Genomic DNA, 15,534 nt, shown 5'->3' with positions numbered 1-15,534 from the left:
CACCATCCTGCTGCATGAGGCCGACGAGGACGTGAGACGGAGGGCCGCGTTGGCTGAGACTGCGTCGCACGACTAGTCTCGTAGACACCGGTCACGACGTCGTTCGAAGGAGAACAGCATGCAGATCAGCGGTCAGGGCGCGCTCATCACGGGCGGCGCCTCCGGACTCGGACTGGCCACCGCCCGGCGACTCGCCGCAGCCGGCGGACACGTCACGATCATCGACCTCCCCTCCTCGAAGGGTGCGGAGCTCGCGGATGAGCTCGGCGGCCTCTTCGTGCCGGCCGACGTCACCAGCGTCGACGAGGTGCAGGCGGCCGTCGCCGCCGCACAGGCGGCCGCCCCACTGCGGATCGTCGTGAACTGCGCCGGCATCGCCCCTCCTGCCAAGGTGCTCGATCGCGAGGGCAACCCTGCCGTGCTCGCCGACTTCGAGCGGGTGATCCGCATCAACCTCGTCGGCACGTTCAACGTGCTCTCGCAGGCATCCGCCGTCATCTCGAAGAACGACCTCCGGCAGGCTCAGGGATCGGGGTCGGAGGACCGCGGCGTGATCGTGAACACCGCCAGCGTCGCCGCGTTCGACGGCCAGATCGGCCAGCCCGCGTACTCCGCCTCGAAGGGCGGGGTGCACGCCATGACCATCCCGGTCGCGCGCGAGCTCGCCCGCTACGGCATCCGCGTCTGCACGATCGCTCCAGGCATCATGGAGACCCCGATGCTGATGGGGCTGCCGCAGGCCGCGCAGGACTCGCTCGGCCAGCAGGTGCCGTATCCGTCCCGCCTCGGCCGTCCCGACGAGTACGCCGCGCTCGTGCAGCACATCGTCGAGAACGGCTACCTCAACGGCGAGACGATCCGCCTCGACGGCGCGATCCGCATGGCGCCGAAGTAACCCCAGACCCCGACGGCGCTCCGGTCGCACTTCGTGTCGCCCAGGTGGAGCACAGGCGGCAGGAACTGCGACCGGAACCACCAGCATCCAAGGAGAATCCATGTCACTCGCAGGAAAGACCATCCTGATGTCCGGCGGAAGCCGCGGAATCGGCCTCGCGATCGCACTGCGCGCTGCACGAGACGGCGCGAACATCGCGATGCTCGCGAAGACCGACAGCCCGCATCCGAAGCTCGAGGGCACGATCCACACCGCTGCCGAGCAGATCAGGGCGGCGGGCGGCCAGGCCCTGCCGATCGTCGGCGACGTGCGCGAGGACGACGACATCACCGAGGCGGTGCTGCGCACGCAGGGCGAGTTCGGCGGCATCGACATCGTCATCAACAACGCCAGCGTGATCGACCTCTCGCGGTCGCTCGAGCTCAACGCCAAGAAGTACGACCTGATGCAGGACGTCAACGTGCGAGGCACGTTCATGCTGTCGCGCGCGGCCGTGCCGATCCTGAAGGATGCCGAGAACCCGCACATCCTCTCGCTCTCGCCGCCGCTCAACCCGTCGCCGAAATGGCTCGGCGCGCACACCGGGTACACGCTCGCGAAGTTCGGGATGACGATGGTCACGCTCGGCCTCGCGGCGGAATTCGCCCGCGACGGCATCGCCGCCAACACGTTGTGGCCGCGCACGACGATCGCGACCGCCGCGGTGCAGAACCTGCTCGGCGGCGACAAGGTCATGGCCGCGAGCCGCACCGCCGACATCTACGCGGATGCCGCCTACGCCGTGCTCGTGAAGCCCGCCGCCGAGTACACGGGCCGGTCGCTGATCGTCGAGGACGTGCTCGAGGCAGACGGCATCACGGACTTCTCCGGCTACGCCGCGATCCCCGGGACCCCCGACGACCGGCTCTTCCCGGACATCTTCCTCGACTGACGCTCCGGAGTCGGCCGGGGACGCTTCGACAGGCTCAGCGACCCAGGTTGCGCGGACTCGGCGAGGGCCGCGGTGTCACGAATGGCCGCATCCGCGCCGCCGAAGCGACCATTCGCGACCCTTGCCCGCGACGAGGGGTCGCGCATGGACGCCTCCGCGCGCGCGAAGCGACCATTCGCGACCCCTCCTGCGCCGGGGCTCAGAACAGCAGGTACAGGGCGCCGGCGATCGTGAGCACGATCACGATGCGGTCGAACAGGCGCTGATCCATGCGGCGCGCGAGACGGATGCCGGCGAGTGCGCCGATCACGACGAGCGGCGCGAGCACGGCATCCATCAGCAGGACGTGCCCCTCGAAGAGTCCGAGGCCGGCGAGGAACGGCACCTTGATGAGGTTGATGATCGCGAAGAACCAGGCCGACGTGCCGAGGAAGACCTGCACCGGAGTGCGGGTCGCGAGGAAGTACATCGACATGACGGGGCCGCCGGCGTTCGCGACCATCGTGGTGAATCCGCCAAGCGTGCCGTAGACGCCGGAGAGCACGATGCCGCCGGGTGCGGGTGCCGCGGCATCCGCCCTGTTCTGCCGCCAGCGCCGCCACAGCGTCACGGCGATCATCGCCAGCAGGATCACGCCGATCGCTCGCCGCACGATCCCATCGCCCGCGAGCGCGAGGAACGCGAACCCGGCGAGCAGCCCGGCCACCACAGCCGGTGCGAGGCGGAGCAGCGTCGGCCAGTGCGCGTGGCGGCGGTAGGTGATCAGCGCGAACACGTCGCCGACGATCAGGAGCAGCAGCATCGCCGCGGTCGACGTCCGGGCCGGCAGCACGGTCGCGAACAGCGCGATGGCCAGGATGCTGCCGCCGGGCAGGGCGGTCTTGGAGATGCCGATCGTGACCGCGGCGAGGGCGAGCGCCGTCCAGGCCCAGGGATCGAGGGCGATCACCGGTCGAGCTCGGCGACGATGTCGTCGTAGCCGCGGCTGACGGCGAGTTCGCGAGGGAGCACGCCGTCGCCGTCGCGGATGCCGATGTCGGCACCACCGTCGATGAGCGCCCGCACGACGTCGACGTAGGCAGACGAGCCGTCGCCGAGCACGATCGCCTCGTGCAGTGCAGTCCAGTGGAGGTTGTTCACGTGGTTCGGGTCGACGCCAGCCTCGAGCAGGATCCGCACGGTCGCGAGCAGCCCGCGCTCGGATGCCGGGATCAGCGCCGTGCCGCCGAAACGGTTCGTGCTGCGCAGATCGGCGCCGTGCTCGAGCGTCAGGCGAAGGATCTCGTCGTGACCCCTGGCACCCGCGTAGAGGTACGCCGAATCCTGGATGTCGTCCTTCGCGTTCACATCGGCGCCGGCGTCGATCAGCACCCGTGCCGCGTCGATGTGATCTGCCTTGGTCGCGCTCACGAGCGCCGTCATGCCGCCCTCGCCCCGAGCATCGATGTCGGCGCCGGCGTCGAGGGCGGCGCGCACCGCAGCGGCATCGCCGGCGGTCGCGGCGGAGAGCAGGTCACGGGTGGCGGCGGACACAGGGGACTCCTCGGATGCTGCGGGGGACGGATCGACGGATGCCGTGCACGCGCTCGCTGCGAGGAGCGTGGCCGTCGCGATGGCGGCAGCGCACAGCATCCGTCTCATTCTCATCGCTCCGGTATACCAACGGAAGCTGACGGGTGAATGAGTCGGCCGGTGACGACTCAGGCCGTGGCGGCGGCGAGCGAGGCCGCGAACCGCGCAGCGCGCTGCTCGATGTCTGCCCAGTCGGATGCCGCGATCGATGCGCCGTTCGCGAGGTCTCCGCCGGCGCCGACCGCGACAGCGCCCGCCGCGAACCAGGCAGCCAGGTTGTCGGGGCTCACGCCGCCCGTCGGCATGAGCGGAGCCGTCGGGAACGGGCCGCGCAGCGCGCCGAGGTACGAGGGGCCGCCGAGCGATGCCGGGAAGATCTTCACCACGTCGACACCGAGCTCGAGCGCGCCCATGACCTCGGTCGGAGTCATCGCGCCGGTCATCACGACGCGGCCGGTGTCGAGCATCGTTCGCGTGAGGTGGGGGAGCGTGCCGGGGCTGACCAGGAACTCGGCGCCCGCGTCTGCGGCATCCGCTGCCTGCTCCGCCGTCGTGACGGTGCCTGCGCCGATGTAGGCGGCGTCGCCGTGGCGTGCGATGAGCTCGCGGATGACGGCAGGGGCATCCGGCGTGGAGAAGGTGACCTCGATGCCGGTGACGCCGCCGCGGATGATCGCCTCGGAGGCCTCGAGAGCCAGCTCGGGCGACGGTGCGCGCAGCACGGCGAGGATTCCGGTCGTGCGGGCGCGGTCGAGACGGTCAGACATGGGGCTCCTTGTTCGGGTGGTCGCGTCCATTCTCGCCGACGTCAACCTGTAATGACAAGTTCAGCGACCGGCCCGAGCGAGAATCAGCGCGCGGAGTGCGGGACCCAGCCCTCGATCACGTGCTTCGACTCCTTGAGGCCGAGCCCGGTCTGCTCGCGGACGATCTTGATCGCGTGGATCTGCTGGTTGCCGGCGACGAGTCGATCGATGTCGGCTGCCACGTTCGTCGGCAGCGCGGCCCGCACGGATGCGGGGGTCGCGGCCGACGGCGTGATCGACGAGTAGGCGGCCGTCGCGTTCGAGACCGCGGCGAGGTGGGGCGCGGTGGTGCTGACCGACCAGTGCTCGATGCGGTCCTTCGCCTCCTTCAGCCCCAGGCCGGTGCTGTCGCGGAGCAGCTTGATCGCGTGGATCTTCTGCCCGGCGGCGACGAGCCGGTCGATCTCGGCGGTCGCTGCCGGGGTGAGGCCGGAGAGCGTCGTCGGAGCGGCGGATGCGGGGGCGGATCGAGGCGTCGCGGGGGTGGGCGTGTACGTCTGCGCCTCTGGCGCCTGTGGACGCATCCCGCGGAACGCGGCCCGGAGGATCAGCACCGCCACGATCAGCACGACGACGGCGACGACGATCCAGACGATGGTGTCCATCCGCTCAGTCTACGGACGCGATGCCGCTCGCCCCAGGGGTTCCCGACCGCCGCTCCAGGGCCTTCCCACCCGCCACCCCGTACCCTGGTATCTATGACCGATACTCCCCGCACGCGCGAGACGCGCCCCGCAGCATCCGCGTCCGCCCCGCAGGGTCGACCGGCCCAGGGCAAGATCCGTTCCACGAAGCCCGCACAGGTGCGCCCGGCGACCGAGGGATGGACCCAGCAGAAGGATGCCGAAGGGCGTCCGCTTCTGCAGTTCGCCAGCCCCAAGCGCGGCAAGCCGCCCGTGCACCTCGCCGACCTCACGCCGGCCGAGCGCACCGAGAAGGTCAAGGAGCTCGGTCTGCCCGGCTTCCGCGCGAAGCAGCTGTCGACGCACTACTTCCGGCACTACACGTCCGACCCCGCCCAGATGACCGACCTCCCTGCCGAGACTCGTGAGCAGCTCGTCGCCGGACTCCTGCCGCCGCTGCTCACCGAGGTGCGCCGGCTCGAGACCGACCGCGGCGACACGATCAAGTTCCTGTGGCGTCTGCACGACGGTGCGCTCGTCGAGTCCGTGCTCATGCGCTACCCCGGCCGCATCACGCTGTGCGTGTCGAGCCAGGCCGGCTGCGGCATGAACTGCCCGTTCTGCGCGACCGGACAGGCAGGGCTGACCCGCAACATGTCGACCGCAGAGATCGTCGAGCAGATCGTTCGCGCGAACCGACTGATCGCGGAGGGCGGCCTCGGCGGCAAGAAGGCCGACGACCACAGCATGGAGCGCGTCTCGAACATCGTGTTCATGGGCATGGGTGAGCCGCTCGCAAACTACAAGCGCGTGATGGACGCCGTGCGCAGCATGGTCGCCCCGCAGCCCGACGGCCTCGGCATGAGCGCGCGCGGCATCACGGTCTCGACCGTCGGCCTGGTCCCGGCGATCAAGAAGCTCGCCGACGAGGGCATCCCCGTCACCTTCGCCCTGTCGCTGCACGCGCCCGACGACCACCTGCGCGATGAGCTCATCCCGGTGAACTCCCGGTGGAAGGTCGACGAGGCCCTCGACGCCGCCTACGACTACTACGCCAAGACCGGTCGCCGAGTCTCGATCGAGTACGCGCTGATCAAGGACATGAACGACCACGGCTGGCGCGCCGATCTGCTCGCGGAGAAGCTCAACCAGCGGGGCCGCGGCTGGGTGCACGTGAACCCGATCCCGCTGAACCCGACTCCGGGCTCCATCTGGACCTCGTCGGAGAAGGACGTCACCGACGAGTTCGTGCGCCGCTTGAACGACGCCGGCATCCCGACGACCCTCCGCGACACCCGCGGCAAGGAGATCGACGGCGCCTGCGGTCAGCTGGTCGCCACGACCGAGGACGAGGCTGCCTCCGCTGCCATGGCCTGAGCGCGGTCGAGGGCTCGCGCGAGGGCGAGAACGCACCCGGATCCTGCGATTCCGGTGCGTCTCCGACCCCGCACCGTGAAGGCCGTCGTCACGCGGTGACCACGGCCGGTCGACGTACGGAGACGCGTGCGTCGGCGGCACCGAGACGCTCGGCGCGATCGAGCCAGCGCGAGATGGTCGCCTCGTCGGCATCCTTCACGCCCAGCATCCGATGCGTGCGGACGGACCGGATGCCGCAGAGCCGCATCGTGTTGCGTGCGACGTGCGTCTGCGCCGGGAGCCCGGTGAACGGCGCGGCGTACCAGGGGGTGTCGGCGAGCAGCAGCAGGCGGCCGTGGCGGGCGGGCAGCAGTCCGACCGGCAGCCCGAGCTTCGTGTAGCGGTACTCCTGCTGGGGGAGCAGTGCCCGGTCGAAGAAGCCCTTCAGCACCGCGGGCACCGAGCCCCACCAGAGCGGCGTCGTCACGACCACGGTGTCGGCCTCGCCGAGCGCCCGCTTGGCATCGACCAGATCGGGCTCGAGGGTCATGCGCTCCCGATAGCCGAAGCGCAGGTGCGGGTCGAAATCGAGGTCGCGCAGCGCGAGCACACGGGCGTCGCCGTGGCCTGCGGCATAGCGCTGCGCGAGTGCGGCGGTGAGGGAGCGGGCGTCGGGGTGGCCGTCGATCACGAGAGCGGTCATGTGCGGTTCCAATCTGGACAGTGTCAAGTAGGTGGACACTGTCAAGATAGGAGAGGATGTTGCGCATGTCAAGTTCGAAGGACGGGTACCACCACGGCGATCTCGCCAGGGCGCTCGAGGATGCCGCGATGCAGCTGCTGGAGCGGATGCCGGCGGCCGACATCAGCCTGCGCGAGGTCGCCCGCGCAGCGAACGTCAGCCACAACGCCCCGTACCACCACTTCGCCGATCGGCTGGGGCTGCTCAAGGTGCTGGCCGAGCGGAGCATGGCCGATCTGCTCGCCCAGGTGCGGGCGGCAGTGGCGGATGCCGGAACACCGCGCGAGCGGGTTCTCGAGGGCGGCTTCGCCTACATCCGCTTCGCCGTCGAGCACCCGCACGCCTTCGACGCCGTCTACGACCCGACCGTCTGCGTCCCCGGCTCGCCCACTGCCACCATGGCGCCGCTGATCGACGCGCTCGAGCAGGTGCTCGCCGACGGCGCTGTCGCTGCCGGCCTCGACCGCCCGGCCGACGTCGTCGCGCTGTGGGGGCTGATCCATGGACTCGGCACGCTCGCAGCCGCCGGCCACTTCACGATCGACGACGCCTTCGCCGCCCACACCGCGACGGTTGGCCGGCTGCTCGCGAGCTGATTCCCGTGGAAAGCTGAGAGCCGCTCAAAGGAGTCTTCCAACGGACGCACAGGGACCCTTCCCTACATTGGTCTGATGCCCTACTCCGCCCACCGACCGGGTCGCTTCGACTCGCAGGGTCGGATCATCATCGACGGCGACCCGAACGCCGACACGGATGACCTCGACTTCCTGCGCGAGTTCGAGCCGACCGGCGCCGCAGACTCGACCGGCGAGACCCCCGTCTCCGAGCCGTCCGACGCGACCCCGATCGACGCCCGTCGACAGGCTCAGGGACCCACCGGGCAGGCTCAGGGACCCACCGAGCGCGCGCCGCGGAAGCCGCGCGTGCGCAAGCCGCGCCGTCCGCGCACGCCGGGCTCCCGCGCCAGGACCCTCGCGATCCTCGGTGGCGCAGAGGGCGAGATCCTCGACCGCGTGCCCAACGAGACCCCGCGCTTCGTGCAGATGTTCTTCGTGCTCGCCGGCACCGCGCTGGTCTCGGCGATCTCGATGCTCTTCGCACTGACCACCGGTGTGCAGGCCGCTGTCTGGCTGGCCGTGCCGCTCGCGCTCGTGTGGGCGCTCATCATCTTCAACCTCGACCGGTTCCTCACGTCGACCATGGCGTCGACCAAGAACGTCTGGCGACTCATCGGACTCGCGATCCCGCGAGTCATCATGGCCGCGATCATCGGCTTCGTGGTCGCTGAGCCGCTCGTGCTGCAGATCTTCAACAACGACATCGCCCGCGAGGTGGCGTCGACGAACATCACCCAGTCGCAGTCCGATCAGGAGGCGCTCGAGTCCGGCCCCGAGAAGATCGCGCTGGATGCGGCATCCGACCGTGTCGCCGCGCTCGAGAACCAGGCCGCGACCGGCATCGTGGCGGGCACCGACTCGTCATCGGCATCCGAATCGGCCGCGCAGGCGACCGTCGACGACGTGACGGCGAAGATGACGGCACAGCAGGGCGTGATCGATCAGGCTCGCGTGCTCTACCAGTGCGAGCTCACCGGGGAGGGCGCCGGCACCGTGCCCGGCTGCACCGGCGTGAACGGCGAGGGAGCGAGCTCGGATGCCGCCAAGGCTCAGCTCGCCGAAGCGCAGCAGACCTACGACGCCCTGGCCGTGCAGCTGCGCACCGCGAACGAGGAGCTCGCCGCAGCAGGCACCGCCGCCAAGGAGAACACCTCGACGTCGGAGGCGCAGAACCGCGAGCAGGCGCAGTCGCAGCTCGCCGGTGCACGCGATACCTACGACCAGGCGCTCGCCGCGTACAACGCGAGGGCGGATGCAGTCGCGCAGGGCAACGCCGGAGCCATCGGACTGCTCAGCCAGATCAGCGGACTGAACCGCCTGAGCGAGAAGGAGCCGACGATCCTGTGGGCGCACATCCTGATCGCGGCGCTGTTCTTCATGATCGAGCTGCTGCCGGTGCTCGTGAAGGTGCTCACCAGCTACGGCGAGCCGAGCCTGTACGAGAAGGCTGCGGCGATCCGCAAGCAGGTCGATCTCGACCGGGTGACGGCCGAGGGATTCCGTGATCGGGCCGCCATCGTCACCTCGCAATCCCAGGGGATGCAGTCGGATGCCGGTTCAGGTGAGCCGCAGACCCGTGCGGAGCGTCGTGAGGCGGCAGAGGCGCAGGAGCGCGAGCTGGCCGAGAAGCGTGCCCAGGCACAGACGCTCGAGGAGCAGGAAGACCTGGTCAGCTCGGCGGCAGGCTGAGCCTCCCGCCGAGCTGGCTCGAGTATCGGGAGTCTCTCGGACTCGGTGCCTAGGGTGGCCGCATGAAACGGATGCCGCGTCACACGCTCTGGGTCTCGATCGCCGGTGTCATCGCGGTCACCGCGTATGCCGCGCTCGCCGCGGTGCAGATCCTGGTGCTGAACCCGCTCGCCGCGGCACCGGGACTCACCCTGGACGAGATCCGGGCGGAGATGTCGGACGCCGGGGAGGGGCTGGGGCCGGAAGGCGTCTTCCTCGTCCTGGGCATCGGCGTGGTGACGGCCGTCGGGGTGGCCCTCGCCGCGATCGTCACGAAGGCGCCGCCGATCGTCCCCGGGATGTCCATGCTCGCGCTCCTGATGCTCGGAACCCTCGGATACTTCGTCGCCTCATTCGGAGCGGGCATGGGGCTCGCCGACACGTTCGGCATCGGTGGTGCCGACCACTCGCCGTGGGCTCGTCCGCTGTATGCGGTGAGCGCACTCGCCGCGATCGGCGTGGTGATCGGCGGCATCCTCAGCATTCGTCGTGCGCGGCTCGGCCCCAGCATCGCCGATTGACGCTCGGGTCGCAGTTGCTGCCGCTCCGCGGGGTCGGGGCGACGCGAACTGCGACCGGAACCGGAGGACATACGCCTGAGACCGGTCACGGATTTTCACCCGTGCAGCATCCGAGAGCCAGTAGCGTTGGACCATGGTCAACTATCGCTATCTCGGTAACAGCGGTCTCAAGGTCTCTGAGATCACCTACGGCAACTGGGTCACGCACGCCTCGCAGGTCGGCGACGACGCCGCTGTGAAGACGGTCCACGCGGCGCTCGACGCCGGCATCACCACGTTCGACACCGCGGACACCTACGCGAACACGGCGGCCGAGGTCATCCTCGGAAAGGCCCTCGAGGGGCAGCGCCGCGAAGGGCTGGAGATCTTCACGAAGGTCTACTTCCCGACCGGCCCGAAGGGCCCGAACGACACCGGCCTGAGCCGCAAGCACATCCTCGAATCCATCAACGGCTCGCTGCAGCGCCTCGGCACAGACTACGTCGACCTCTACCAGGCGCACCGCTTCGACTACGAGACCCCGCTCGAGGAGACGTTCCAGGCGTTCGCCGACGTCGTCCGTCAGGGCAAGGCGCTCTATATCGGCGTCTCGGAGTGGACCGCGGAGCAGCTCCGCGAGGGCCACGCGCTCGCGAAGCAGGTCGGCGTGCAGCTCATCTCGAACCAGCCCCAGTACTCGATGCTGTGGCGTGTGATCGAGGGCAAGGTCGTGCCGGCATCCGAGGAGCTCGGCATCTCGCAGATCGTCTGGTCGCCGATGGCGCAGGGCGTGCTCAGCGGCAAGTACCTCCCCGGCCAGCCGGTGCCCGAGGGCTCGCGCGCGACCGACCCGCACAGCGGCTCAGACTTCATCAAGAGCTTCCTGAAGGACGACATCCTCACCGCCGTGCAGAAGCTCAAGCCGATCGCGGAGGAGGCCGGCCTCTCGATGCCGCAGCTCGCGATCGCGTGGGTGCTGCAGAACCCGAACATCGCCGCTGCCCTGGTCGGAGCATCCCGCCCTGAGCAGCTCGCCGAGACCGTCAAGGCCTCCGGTGTGAAGCTCGACGCAGACACCCTCGCCGCGATCGACACGGCGCTGGGCGACACGGTCAACCGCGACGCCGAGCACACGTACACGACCTCGCCGAAGACTCGCCTGGTCTGACCTCGCGGCGCTGCTCGCGCGTTCTGCTCGAGCGCGTTCGCCGAGCGGCCCCTTTACAACCGAACCGGCCCCTTTCGCACGTACGAAAGGGGCCGGTTCGTCGTGAAAGGGGCCGCTCGGCAGGGGGAGAGGGGGACTACTCCTTCACGGCGCCGGCCGTCAGGCCCTGCACGATCCACTTGCTCGCGAGCGCGAACATCGCCATGGTCGGCAGGATGGTCAGGACCGCTGCTGCGCTCATGGAGCCCCAGTCGATGTTGAACGTCGAGATGAAGCCGTTCAGCGCCGACGGCACCGTGCGGTTGGCGTCGGTGTTCATCAGAACGACCGACAGGAACAGCTCGTTCCAGCAGTTCACGAAGTTGAAGATGAATGCCGCGATGATGCCGGGGGTCATGACCGGCACCAGCACCCGGAACAGGGCGCCGAGTCTGGAGCATCCGTCGATCATGGCCGCTTCTTCCAGCGCGTCCGGGACGTTCTCGAAGAACCCGCGCAGCATGACGGTCGAGAACGGGATGCAGACCGCGATGTAGACGAGGATCAGCCCGGGCTTGGTGTCGACGAGACCGAGGTCGGTCATCATCGAGTACAGCGGGCCGAGTGCGATGAACGCCGGGATCATCTGCGTCAGCAGGAACGCGATCAGCACCGCGCCCTTGCCGCGGAACTCGAAGCGCGCGATCACGTAGGCGCTCAGCAGGGCGATCAGCGTCGCCACGGCTCCCGCGACGATCGCCACGAGCGCCGAGTTGCCGAGGAACACCGCGAACGAGCTCTGCTGGAACAGGCTGATGTAGTTCTCGAACGATGGCTCGCTCGGCCAGTACTCGATCGGGAATCTGTTGATCGTGCCGGGCGACTTGAACGAGGTCAGCGCGATCCAGTACAGCGGGAAGAGCGTGATCACGAGCCAGAGCCCGAGGCCGACGACGCGGATGACACCACCCGGCGTCACCTTTCGCTTCGGTCGAGGGGCCTTCGCCAGATCGGGGACGGTGAGACGCCGGGTCTCGGTGACTGTCGTGCCGGTGATGGTCATCGCTGGGCCTTCCGCATCGCCATCAGGTAGAACGCGCAGAACACGAACAGGAAGGCCACGACGATCAGGCCGATCGCGCTCGCGATCCCGTAGTTGCCCTGCTGCGTGTAGTTGATCATCCAGGTCGTGATGATGTGGGTCTGGTTCGCGGGCCCACCGTTGGTCATGGCGTAGATGATGTCGGGGAAGTTGAAGATCCAGATCACCCGGAGCAGCACCGTGAGCAGGAGCGTCACCGAGATGTACGGGATGATGATCGAGAACAGCTGCCGGACCTTGCCGGCGCCGTCGAGGCTCGCAGCCTCGAGCATCTCGTCCGGAACGGACTGGAGCGCCGCCAGGATCATGATCGCGAAGAACGTCACGCCGTACCAGATGTTCGCCACGATCACCGCGAACATCGCCAGCTTCGGGTCGGCCAGCCACGGCAGCGGAGCGTCGATGAGCCCCGCCTTCATAAGGAGGTCGTTCACGACGCCGAACTCGGCGTTGAACATCCAGCGGAACAGCATCCCGATCAGGAAGCCGGACACCGCCCAGGGGAAGAACACGAGCGCCTGGTAGAGCCCGCGGAAGCGGAATCGCGTGCGCAGCGCGAGTGCGATCAGGAAGCCGATCACGAGCTGCGGCACGAGCGAGCCGACGACCCAGAGCACCGAGTTCCAGGCGACGACAGGGAAGGCGGGGTCCTGGAACACCGCGACGAAGTTGTCGAATCCGACGAACGGGGTCGAGGTGAGGTCCCAGAGGTTCCAGTCGTGGAACGCCATCCGAGCGCCCTGCAGCATCGGCCAGTACGTGAACCAGCACACGAACACGATCGCCGGGGCCATGAAGGCCAGCAGCGTCAGCGCGTGGCGGCTGCGGAACTGCCGGCGGCGAGGGCCCGGGGAGGCCCCGCCGGCGGTGCCGACGGAGCCTCTCTCACGAAGAGCGGATGACACGGATCAACCCTGTTCCGCTGCGTACTTCTCGGTCCAGAACGTGTCCCACGAGGCCAGCAGGTCGCTGGTCGACATGTTGCCCAGCAGCACGTTCTGCACGTCCTGGTCGGACTTCTGGATCCACTCGGTCCACCAGCTGACGCCGCGCGGCTGGCGGACGTTGACGTAGGTCTCGGGATCTTCCGTCATGGTGACGTAGCTCGTCCAGGGGCCGGTCGAGTAGAAGTCGTCATCCGCAGCGGAGGCGATGATCGGCACGAGGCTGTTGGCCTGCGCGAACTCGGTCGCTGGCTCGGCCGACGAGAGGAACTCGACCAGCTTCACGGCCGCTTCCTTGTTCTCGCTCTTCTCGGCGACGCCCCAGCCGGCGACGGCCAGCGGCTGCGCGGCCTTGCCGCTGGGACCTGTGAGCAGCGGAGCGGTGTCCCACTGGTCCTCGGTCAGCGAGGAGTCCTGCACGGTGGCGATGACCTCGGGGTCCTGCAGCAGGAACGCGGTGGTGCCGTTCGTGAAGCCGGCGACCATCTCGGGGTAGCCCCAGGAGACCGCGGAGGGCGGAGACGCCTCCTTGAACAGGTCGAAGTAGTCGTCGACGGCATCCTGCGCCTCGGGTGCGGCGAAGATCGTCGAACCGTCCTCCATCAGGAACGCGTCGTCGACGTCGAGACCGTCGATCGTGTACGCCTCGATCGCGGCGACGACGTTGCTGTTCGCGTTGGCGCCACCGCGGAAGGCATAACCGTAGATGTTGTTCGACGGGTCCTGGATCGTGCTGGCCTGCTCGAGCAGGTCCTTCCAGCTGTGCGGTGGGCCGTCGAAGCCGGCGTCGGCGACGAGGTCGGTGCGGTAGAACAGCGACAGGCCGTAGAAGCCGTAGGGCACGAAGTAGCTCTTGCCGTCCTCGGCGACCGAGGCGGACTTCGCGTTGTCGGTGAGGGCGTCCCAGCCGTCCCACTTCTCGAGGTCGGCGCCCAGGTCGTACAGCCAGCCGTTGTTCGCGAACGGACCGACGGTGATGTCGCGGACCTCGAGGAGGTCGACGCCCTTGCCGGACTGCAGCATCTGCTGGATCTTCGCGTCGGCCTGCTCGGTCGGCGGCGAGACCAGGTTGACCTTGATCTTCGGGTTCTCCTTCTCGAACTCGTCGAGGAGTCCGCGGATGAGCTCGGTGCGGGCGGGGTTGGTCAGGCTCTCGACCATCTGCAGGGTGACGGTGCCATCGGCGGACGGACCGCTGCCGGTGGAGCAGCCGGTCAGCGCGAGTGCGGCGACGGTGCCGAATGCTGCAGCTGCCGTCAAGATCTTGTGCTTCACGATGTGCCTCTCAGTGTGGTGGGTGTTCGGGGTGGGGATCGGGTCAGGGGATGACGACGGATTCGGCGGACCGGATGCCGGCTCGGCGGAGGATCGAGGGGATGCAGCGCTCGACGAACGCCTCGAAATCGGATGCCTCGGTGTACAGGTGCGCCGAGAGTCGGAAGTAGCCGATGCCGCGGAAGCTCGTGAACGCGGTCTCGACCGCGGTCTCGTCGAGCAGCTGCATCCGCAGCTCGTCTGCCTCTTCGCGCGTGGCGCCGAGTCCGAGTGGGAGGCGCACGAGTCGCATCGACGGCACCGGCGAGAGCAGCGGCGTGAGCGGATCGGCGTCGTCGTAGGGGCGGAAGCCCTCGGCGATGATCTCGGCACCGGCATCCGCCATCAGCGCCATGGCCTCACGCGTCTGCTGCCAGCCGATCTCGTTCTCGACGAAGTCGATCGCCGCCGGCGTGCTGAGATAGGTGGTCGCGTCGATCGTGCCCTGGGTGTCGAAGCGCTCGGGGTACGGCTCGTTCGCCGCCCAGGAGTCGATGAGCGGCCACAGCTCGTCGCGGTCGGCTGTGGTGGTGACCAGCAGGGCTGATCCGCGAGGAGCGCAGGGCCACTTGTGCAGGTTGCCGAACCACCAGTCGCCGCCGGCCACGGCTGCGGCTTCCGGAATCAGGCCGGGAGCGTGCGCGCCGTCGACGAGCGTGCGGACGCCGCGCTCGGCGGCGAGCTGCGCGATGCGGGCGGTCGGCAGCAGGCGGGCCGTGGGGGAGGTGATCTGGTCGACCACGATGAGCCGCGTCCGCGGGGTGATCGCGTCGCTGAAGCGCTGCACGACCTCGTCGTCGGAGGAGAGGAGGGGAAGCTCGACCGCGCGCACCTGGGCGCCGAAGCGGCGGGCGAGGCGCTGCGCGCCCATCGTGATCGCGCCGTAGCCCTGGTCGGTGACGAGGATCTCGTCGTCGCGGTCCAGGCGCAGCGCGTTGTAGACGACGGTCGCCGCGGCTGAGGCGTTCGGCACGAAGGCGCTGTCCTCTGGGCGTGCCCCCACGAACGGGGCGGTGCGCTCGCGCGCCTCGCGCACCCGTTCGGCGATCCGCGGGAACCACTCGACCGGGCTGAGGTCGGCGCGGCGACGCAGGGCCTCCTGGTGGGCGACGACAGGTGTGGGGACCGCGCCGAAGGAGCCGTGGTTGAGGTGGATGACCTCGGGGTCCAGCGGCCAGGCGTCCCGCGCCCTGGCGAAGGAGTGCAGCCCGAGCGGTGCGGGGAAGGGGAGTGCCGACATGCGTCCTCGTCTAGGGT

Annotated in this window: 16 protein-coding genes; 7 read left to right on the top strand and 9 right to left on the bottom strand. The window is 69.0% G+C overall.

Annotation, left to right across the window (positions count from 1 at the left end):
* The first annotated feature begins 118 nt into the window (after nucleotides 1–118).
* Together V7Z82_RS14960 and V7Z82_RS14955 are read left to right on the top strand one after the other, a co-directional pair.
* On the top strand, nucleotides 119–895 hold the full coding sequence (locus V7Z82_RS14960; protein WP_334152364.1) for an SDR family NAD(P)-dependent oxidoreductase: 777 nt from the start codon (nucleotides 119–121) through the stop codon (nucleotides 893–895).
* Nucleotides 896–995: 100 nt separating this feature from the next.
* Entirely contained in the window at nucleotides 996–1,826 is an 831-nt protein-coding gene (locus V7Z82_RS14955) for an SDR family oxidoreductase (protein WP_334152363.1), read from the top strand.
* Between the two features lie 199 nt (nucleotides 1,827–2,025).
* Here V7Z82_RS14955 and V7Z82_RS14950 read toward each other — a convergent pair whose 3' ends face one another.
* The 4 genes from V7Z82_RS14950 to V7Z82_RS18135 all read right to left on the bottom strand — a co-directional run bounded on the left by V7Z82_RS14950 (nucleotide 2,026) and on the right by V7Z82_RS18135 (nucleotide 4,809).
* Complete coding sequence (locus V7Z82_RS14950) at nucleotides 2,026–2,775, bottom strand: sulfite exporter TauE/SafE family protein (RefSeq protein ID WP_334152361.1); 750 nt, start codon at nucleotides 2,773–2,775, stop codon at nucleotides 2,026–2,028.
* Nucleotides 2,772–3,458: an ankyrin repeat domain-containing protein gene (locus V7Z82_RS14945; protein ID WP_334152360.1), complete on the bottom strand. Its 687-nt coding sequence runs from the start codon at nucleotides 3,456–3,458 to the stop codon at nucleotides 2,772–2,774. The genes V7Z82_RS14950 and V7Z82_RS14945 overlap by 4 nt, the downstream gene beginning before the upstream one ends.
* 68 nt (nucleotides 3,459–3,526) lie before the next feature.
* On the bottom strand, nucleotides 3,527–4,165 hold the full coding sequence (locus tag V7Z82_RS14940; RefSeq protein WP_334152359.1) for a bifunctional 4-hydroxy-2-oxoglutarate aldolase/2-dehydro-3-deoxy-phosphogluconate aldolase: 639 nt from the start codon (nucleotides 4,163–4,165) through the stop codon (nucleotides 3,527–3,529).
* Nucleotides 4,166–4,248: 83 nt separating this feature from the next.
* The gene (locus V7Z82_RS18135) at nucleotides 4,249–4,809 is read right to left on the bottom strand and encodes a ribosomal protein L7/L12 (RefSeq protein WP_442927642.1); all 561 of its coding nucleotides are present in this window, start codon (nucleotides 4,807–4,809) and stop codon (nucleotides 4,249–4,251) included.
* 93 nt (nucleotides 4,810–4,902) lie between these two features.
* Here V7Z82_RS18135 and rlmN point away from each other — a divergent pair, with 93 nt between their 5' ends.
* A complete protein-coding gene (gene rlmN / locus V7Z82_RS14925; RefSeq protein ID WP_334152358.1) occupies nucleotides 4,903–6,204 on the top strand; it encodes a 23S rRNA (adenine(2503)-C(2))-methyltransferase RlmN in 1,302 nt (433 codons plus the stop codon).
* 88 nt (nucleotides 6,205–6,292) lie between these two features.
* On the opposite strand, the gene V7Z82_RS14920 is transcribed toward rlmN, so the two are convergent.
* On the bottom strand, nucleotides 6,293–6,886 hold the full coding sequence (locus tag V7Z82_RS14920; protein WP_334152356.1) for an NAD(P)H-dependent oxidoreductase: 594 nt from the start codon (nucleotides 6,884–6,886) through the stop codon (nucleotides 6,293–6,295).
* A 65-nt stretch (nucleotides 6,887–6,951) separates the two neighbouring features.
* Between V7Z82_RS14920 and V7Z82_RS14915 the strand changes: the two genes are divergently transcribed.
* The 4 genes from V7Z82_RS14915 (at nucleotide 6,952) to V7Z82_RS14900 (ending at nucleotide 10,938) form a co-directional block, all read left to right on the top strand.
* Nucleotides 6,952–7,521: a TetR/AcrR family transcriptional regulator gene (locus V7Z82_RS14915; RefSeq protein WP_334152354.1), complete on the top strand. Its 570-nt coding sequence runs from the start codon at nucleotides 6,952–6,954 to the stop codon at nucleotides 7,519–7,521.
* A gap of 75 nt (nucleotides 7,522–7,596) precedes the next feature.
* The gene (locus tag V7Z82_RS14910; RefSeq protein WP_334152352.1) at nucleotides 7,597–9,231 is read left to right on the top strand and encodes a DUF4407 domain-containing protein; all 1,635 of its coding nucleotides are present in this window, start codon (nucleotides 7,597–7,599) and stop codon (nucleotides 9,229–9,231) included.
* A gap of 62 nt (nucleotides 9,232–9,293) precedes the next feature.
* On the top strand, nucleotides 9,294–9,791 hold the full coding sequence (locus tag V7Z82_RS14905) for a hypothetical protein (RefSeq protein ID WP_334152350.1): 498 nt from the start codon (nucleotides 9,294–9,296) through the stop codon (nucleotides 9,789–9,791).
* Nucleotides 9,792–9,924: 133 nt separating this feature from the next.
* Complete coding sequence (locus V7Z82_RS14900; protein ID WP_334152349.1) at nucleotides 9,925–10,938, top strand: aldo/keto reductase family protein; 1,014 nt, start codon at nucleotides 9,925–9,927, stop codon at nucleotides 10,936–10,938.
* Between the two features lie 136 nt (nucleotides 10,939–11,074).
* Here the strand turns inward: V7Z82_RS14900 and V7Z82_RS14895 are convergent, their stop codons facing one another.
* The 4 genes from V7Z82_RS14895 to V7Z82_RS14880 are packed head-to-tail and all read right to left on the bottom strand — an operon-like array spanning nucleotide 11,075 to nucleotide 15,517.
* Complete coding sequence (locus V7Z82_RS14895; protein WP_334152348.1) at nucleotides 11,075–11,980, bottom strand: carbohydrate ABC transporter permease; 906 nt, start codon at nucleotides 11,978–11,980, stop codon at nucleotides 11,075–11,077.
* Nucleotides 11,977–12,924 carry a carbohydrate ABC transporter permease gene (locus V7Z82_RS14890; RefSeq protein WP_334152347.1) on the bottom strand — a complete coding sequence of 316 codons (948 nt, stop codon included), beginning with the start codon at nucleotides 12,922–12,924 and terminating at the stop codon, nucleotides 11,977–11,979. The genes V7Z82_RS14895 and V7Z82_RS14890 overlap by 4 nt, the downstream gene beginning before the upstream one ends.
* 3 nt (nucleotides 12,925–12,927) lie before the next feature.
* Entirely contained in the window at nucleotides 12,928–14,238 is a 1,311-nt protein-coding gene (locus V7Z82_RS14885; RefSeq protein WP_334152346.1) for an ABC transporter substrate-binding protein, read from the bottom strand.
* Nucleotides 14,239–14,281: 43 nt separating this feature from the next.
* On the bottom strand, nucleotides 14,282–15,517 hold the full coding sequence (locus tag V7Z82_RS14880) for an aminotransferase class V-fold PLP-dependent enzyme (RefSeq protein ID WP_334152345.1): 1,236 nt from the start codon (nucleotides 15,515–15,517) through the stop codon (nucleotides 14,282–14,284).
* Nucleotides 15,518–15,534 lie beyond the last annotated feature (17 nt).

Origin of the sequence: Microbacterium sp. (assembly GCF_036823965.1) — a bacterium.
Classification (GTDB): Bacteria; Actinomycetota; Actinomycetes; order Actinomycetales; family Microbacteriaceae; genus Microbacterium.
Note: the sequence above shows the minus strand (reverse complement) of the source record. Positions and strands in the feature narration are given on the sequence as shown.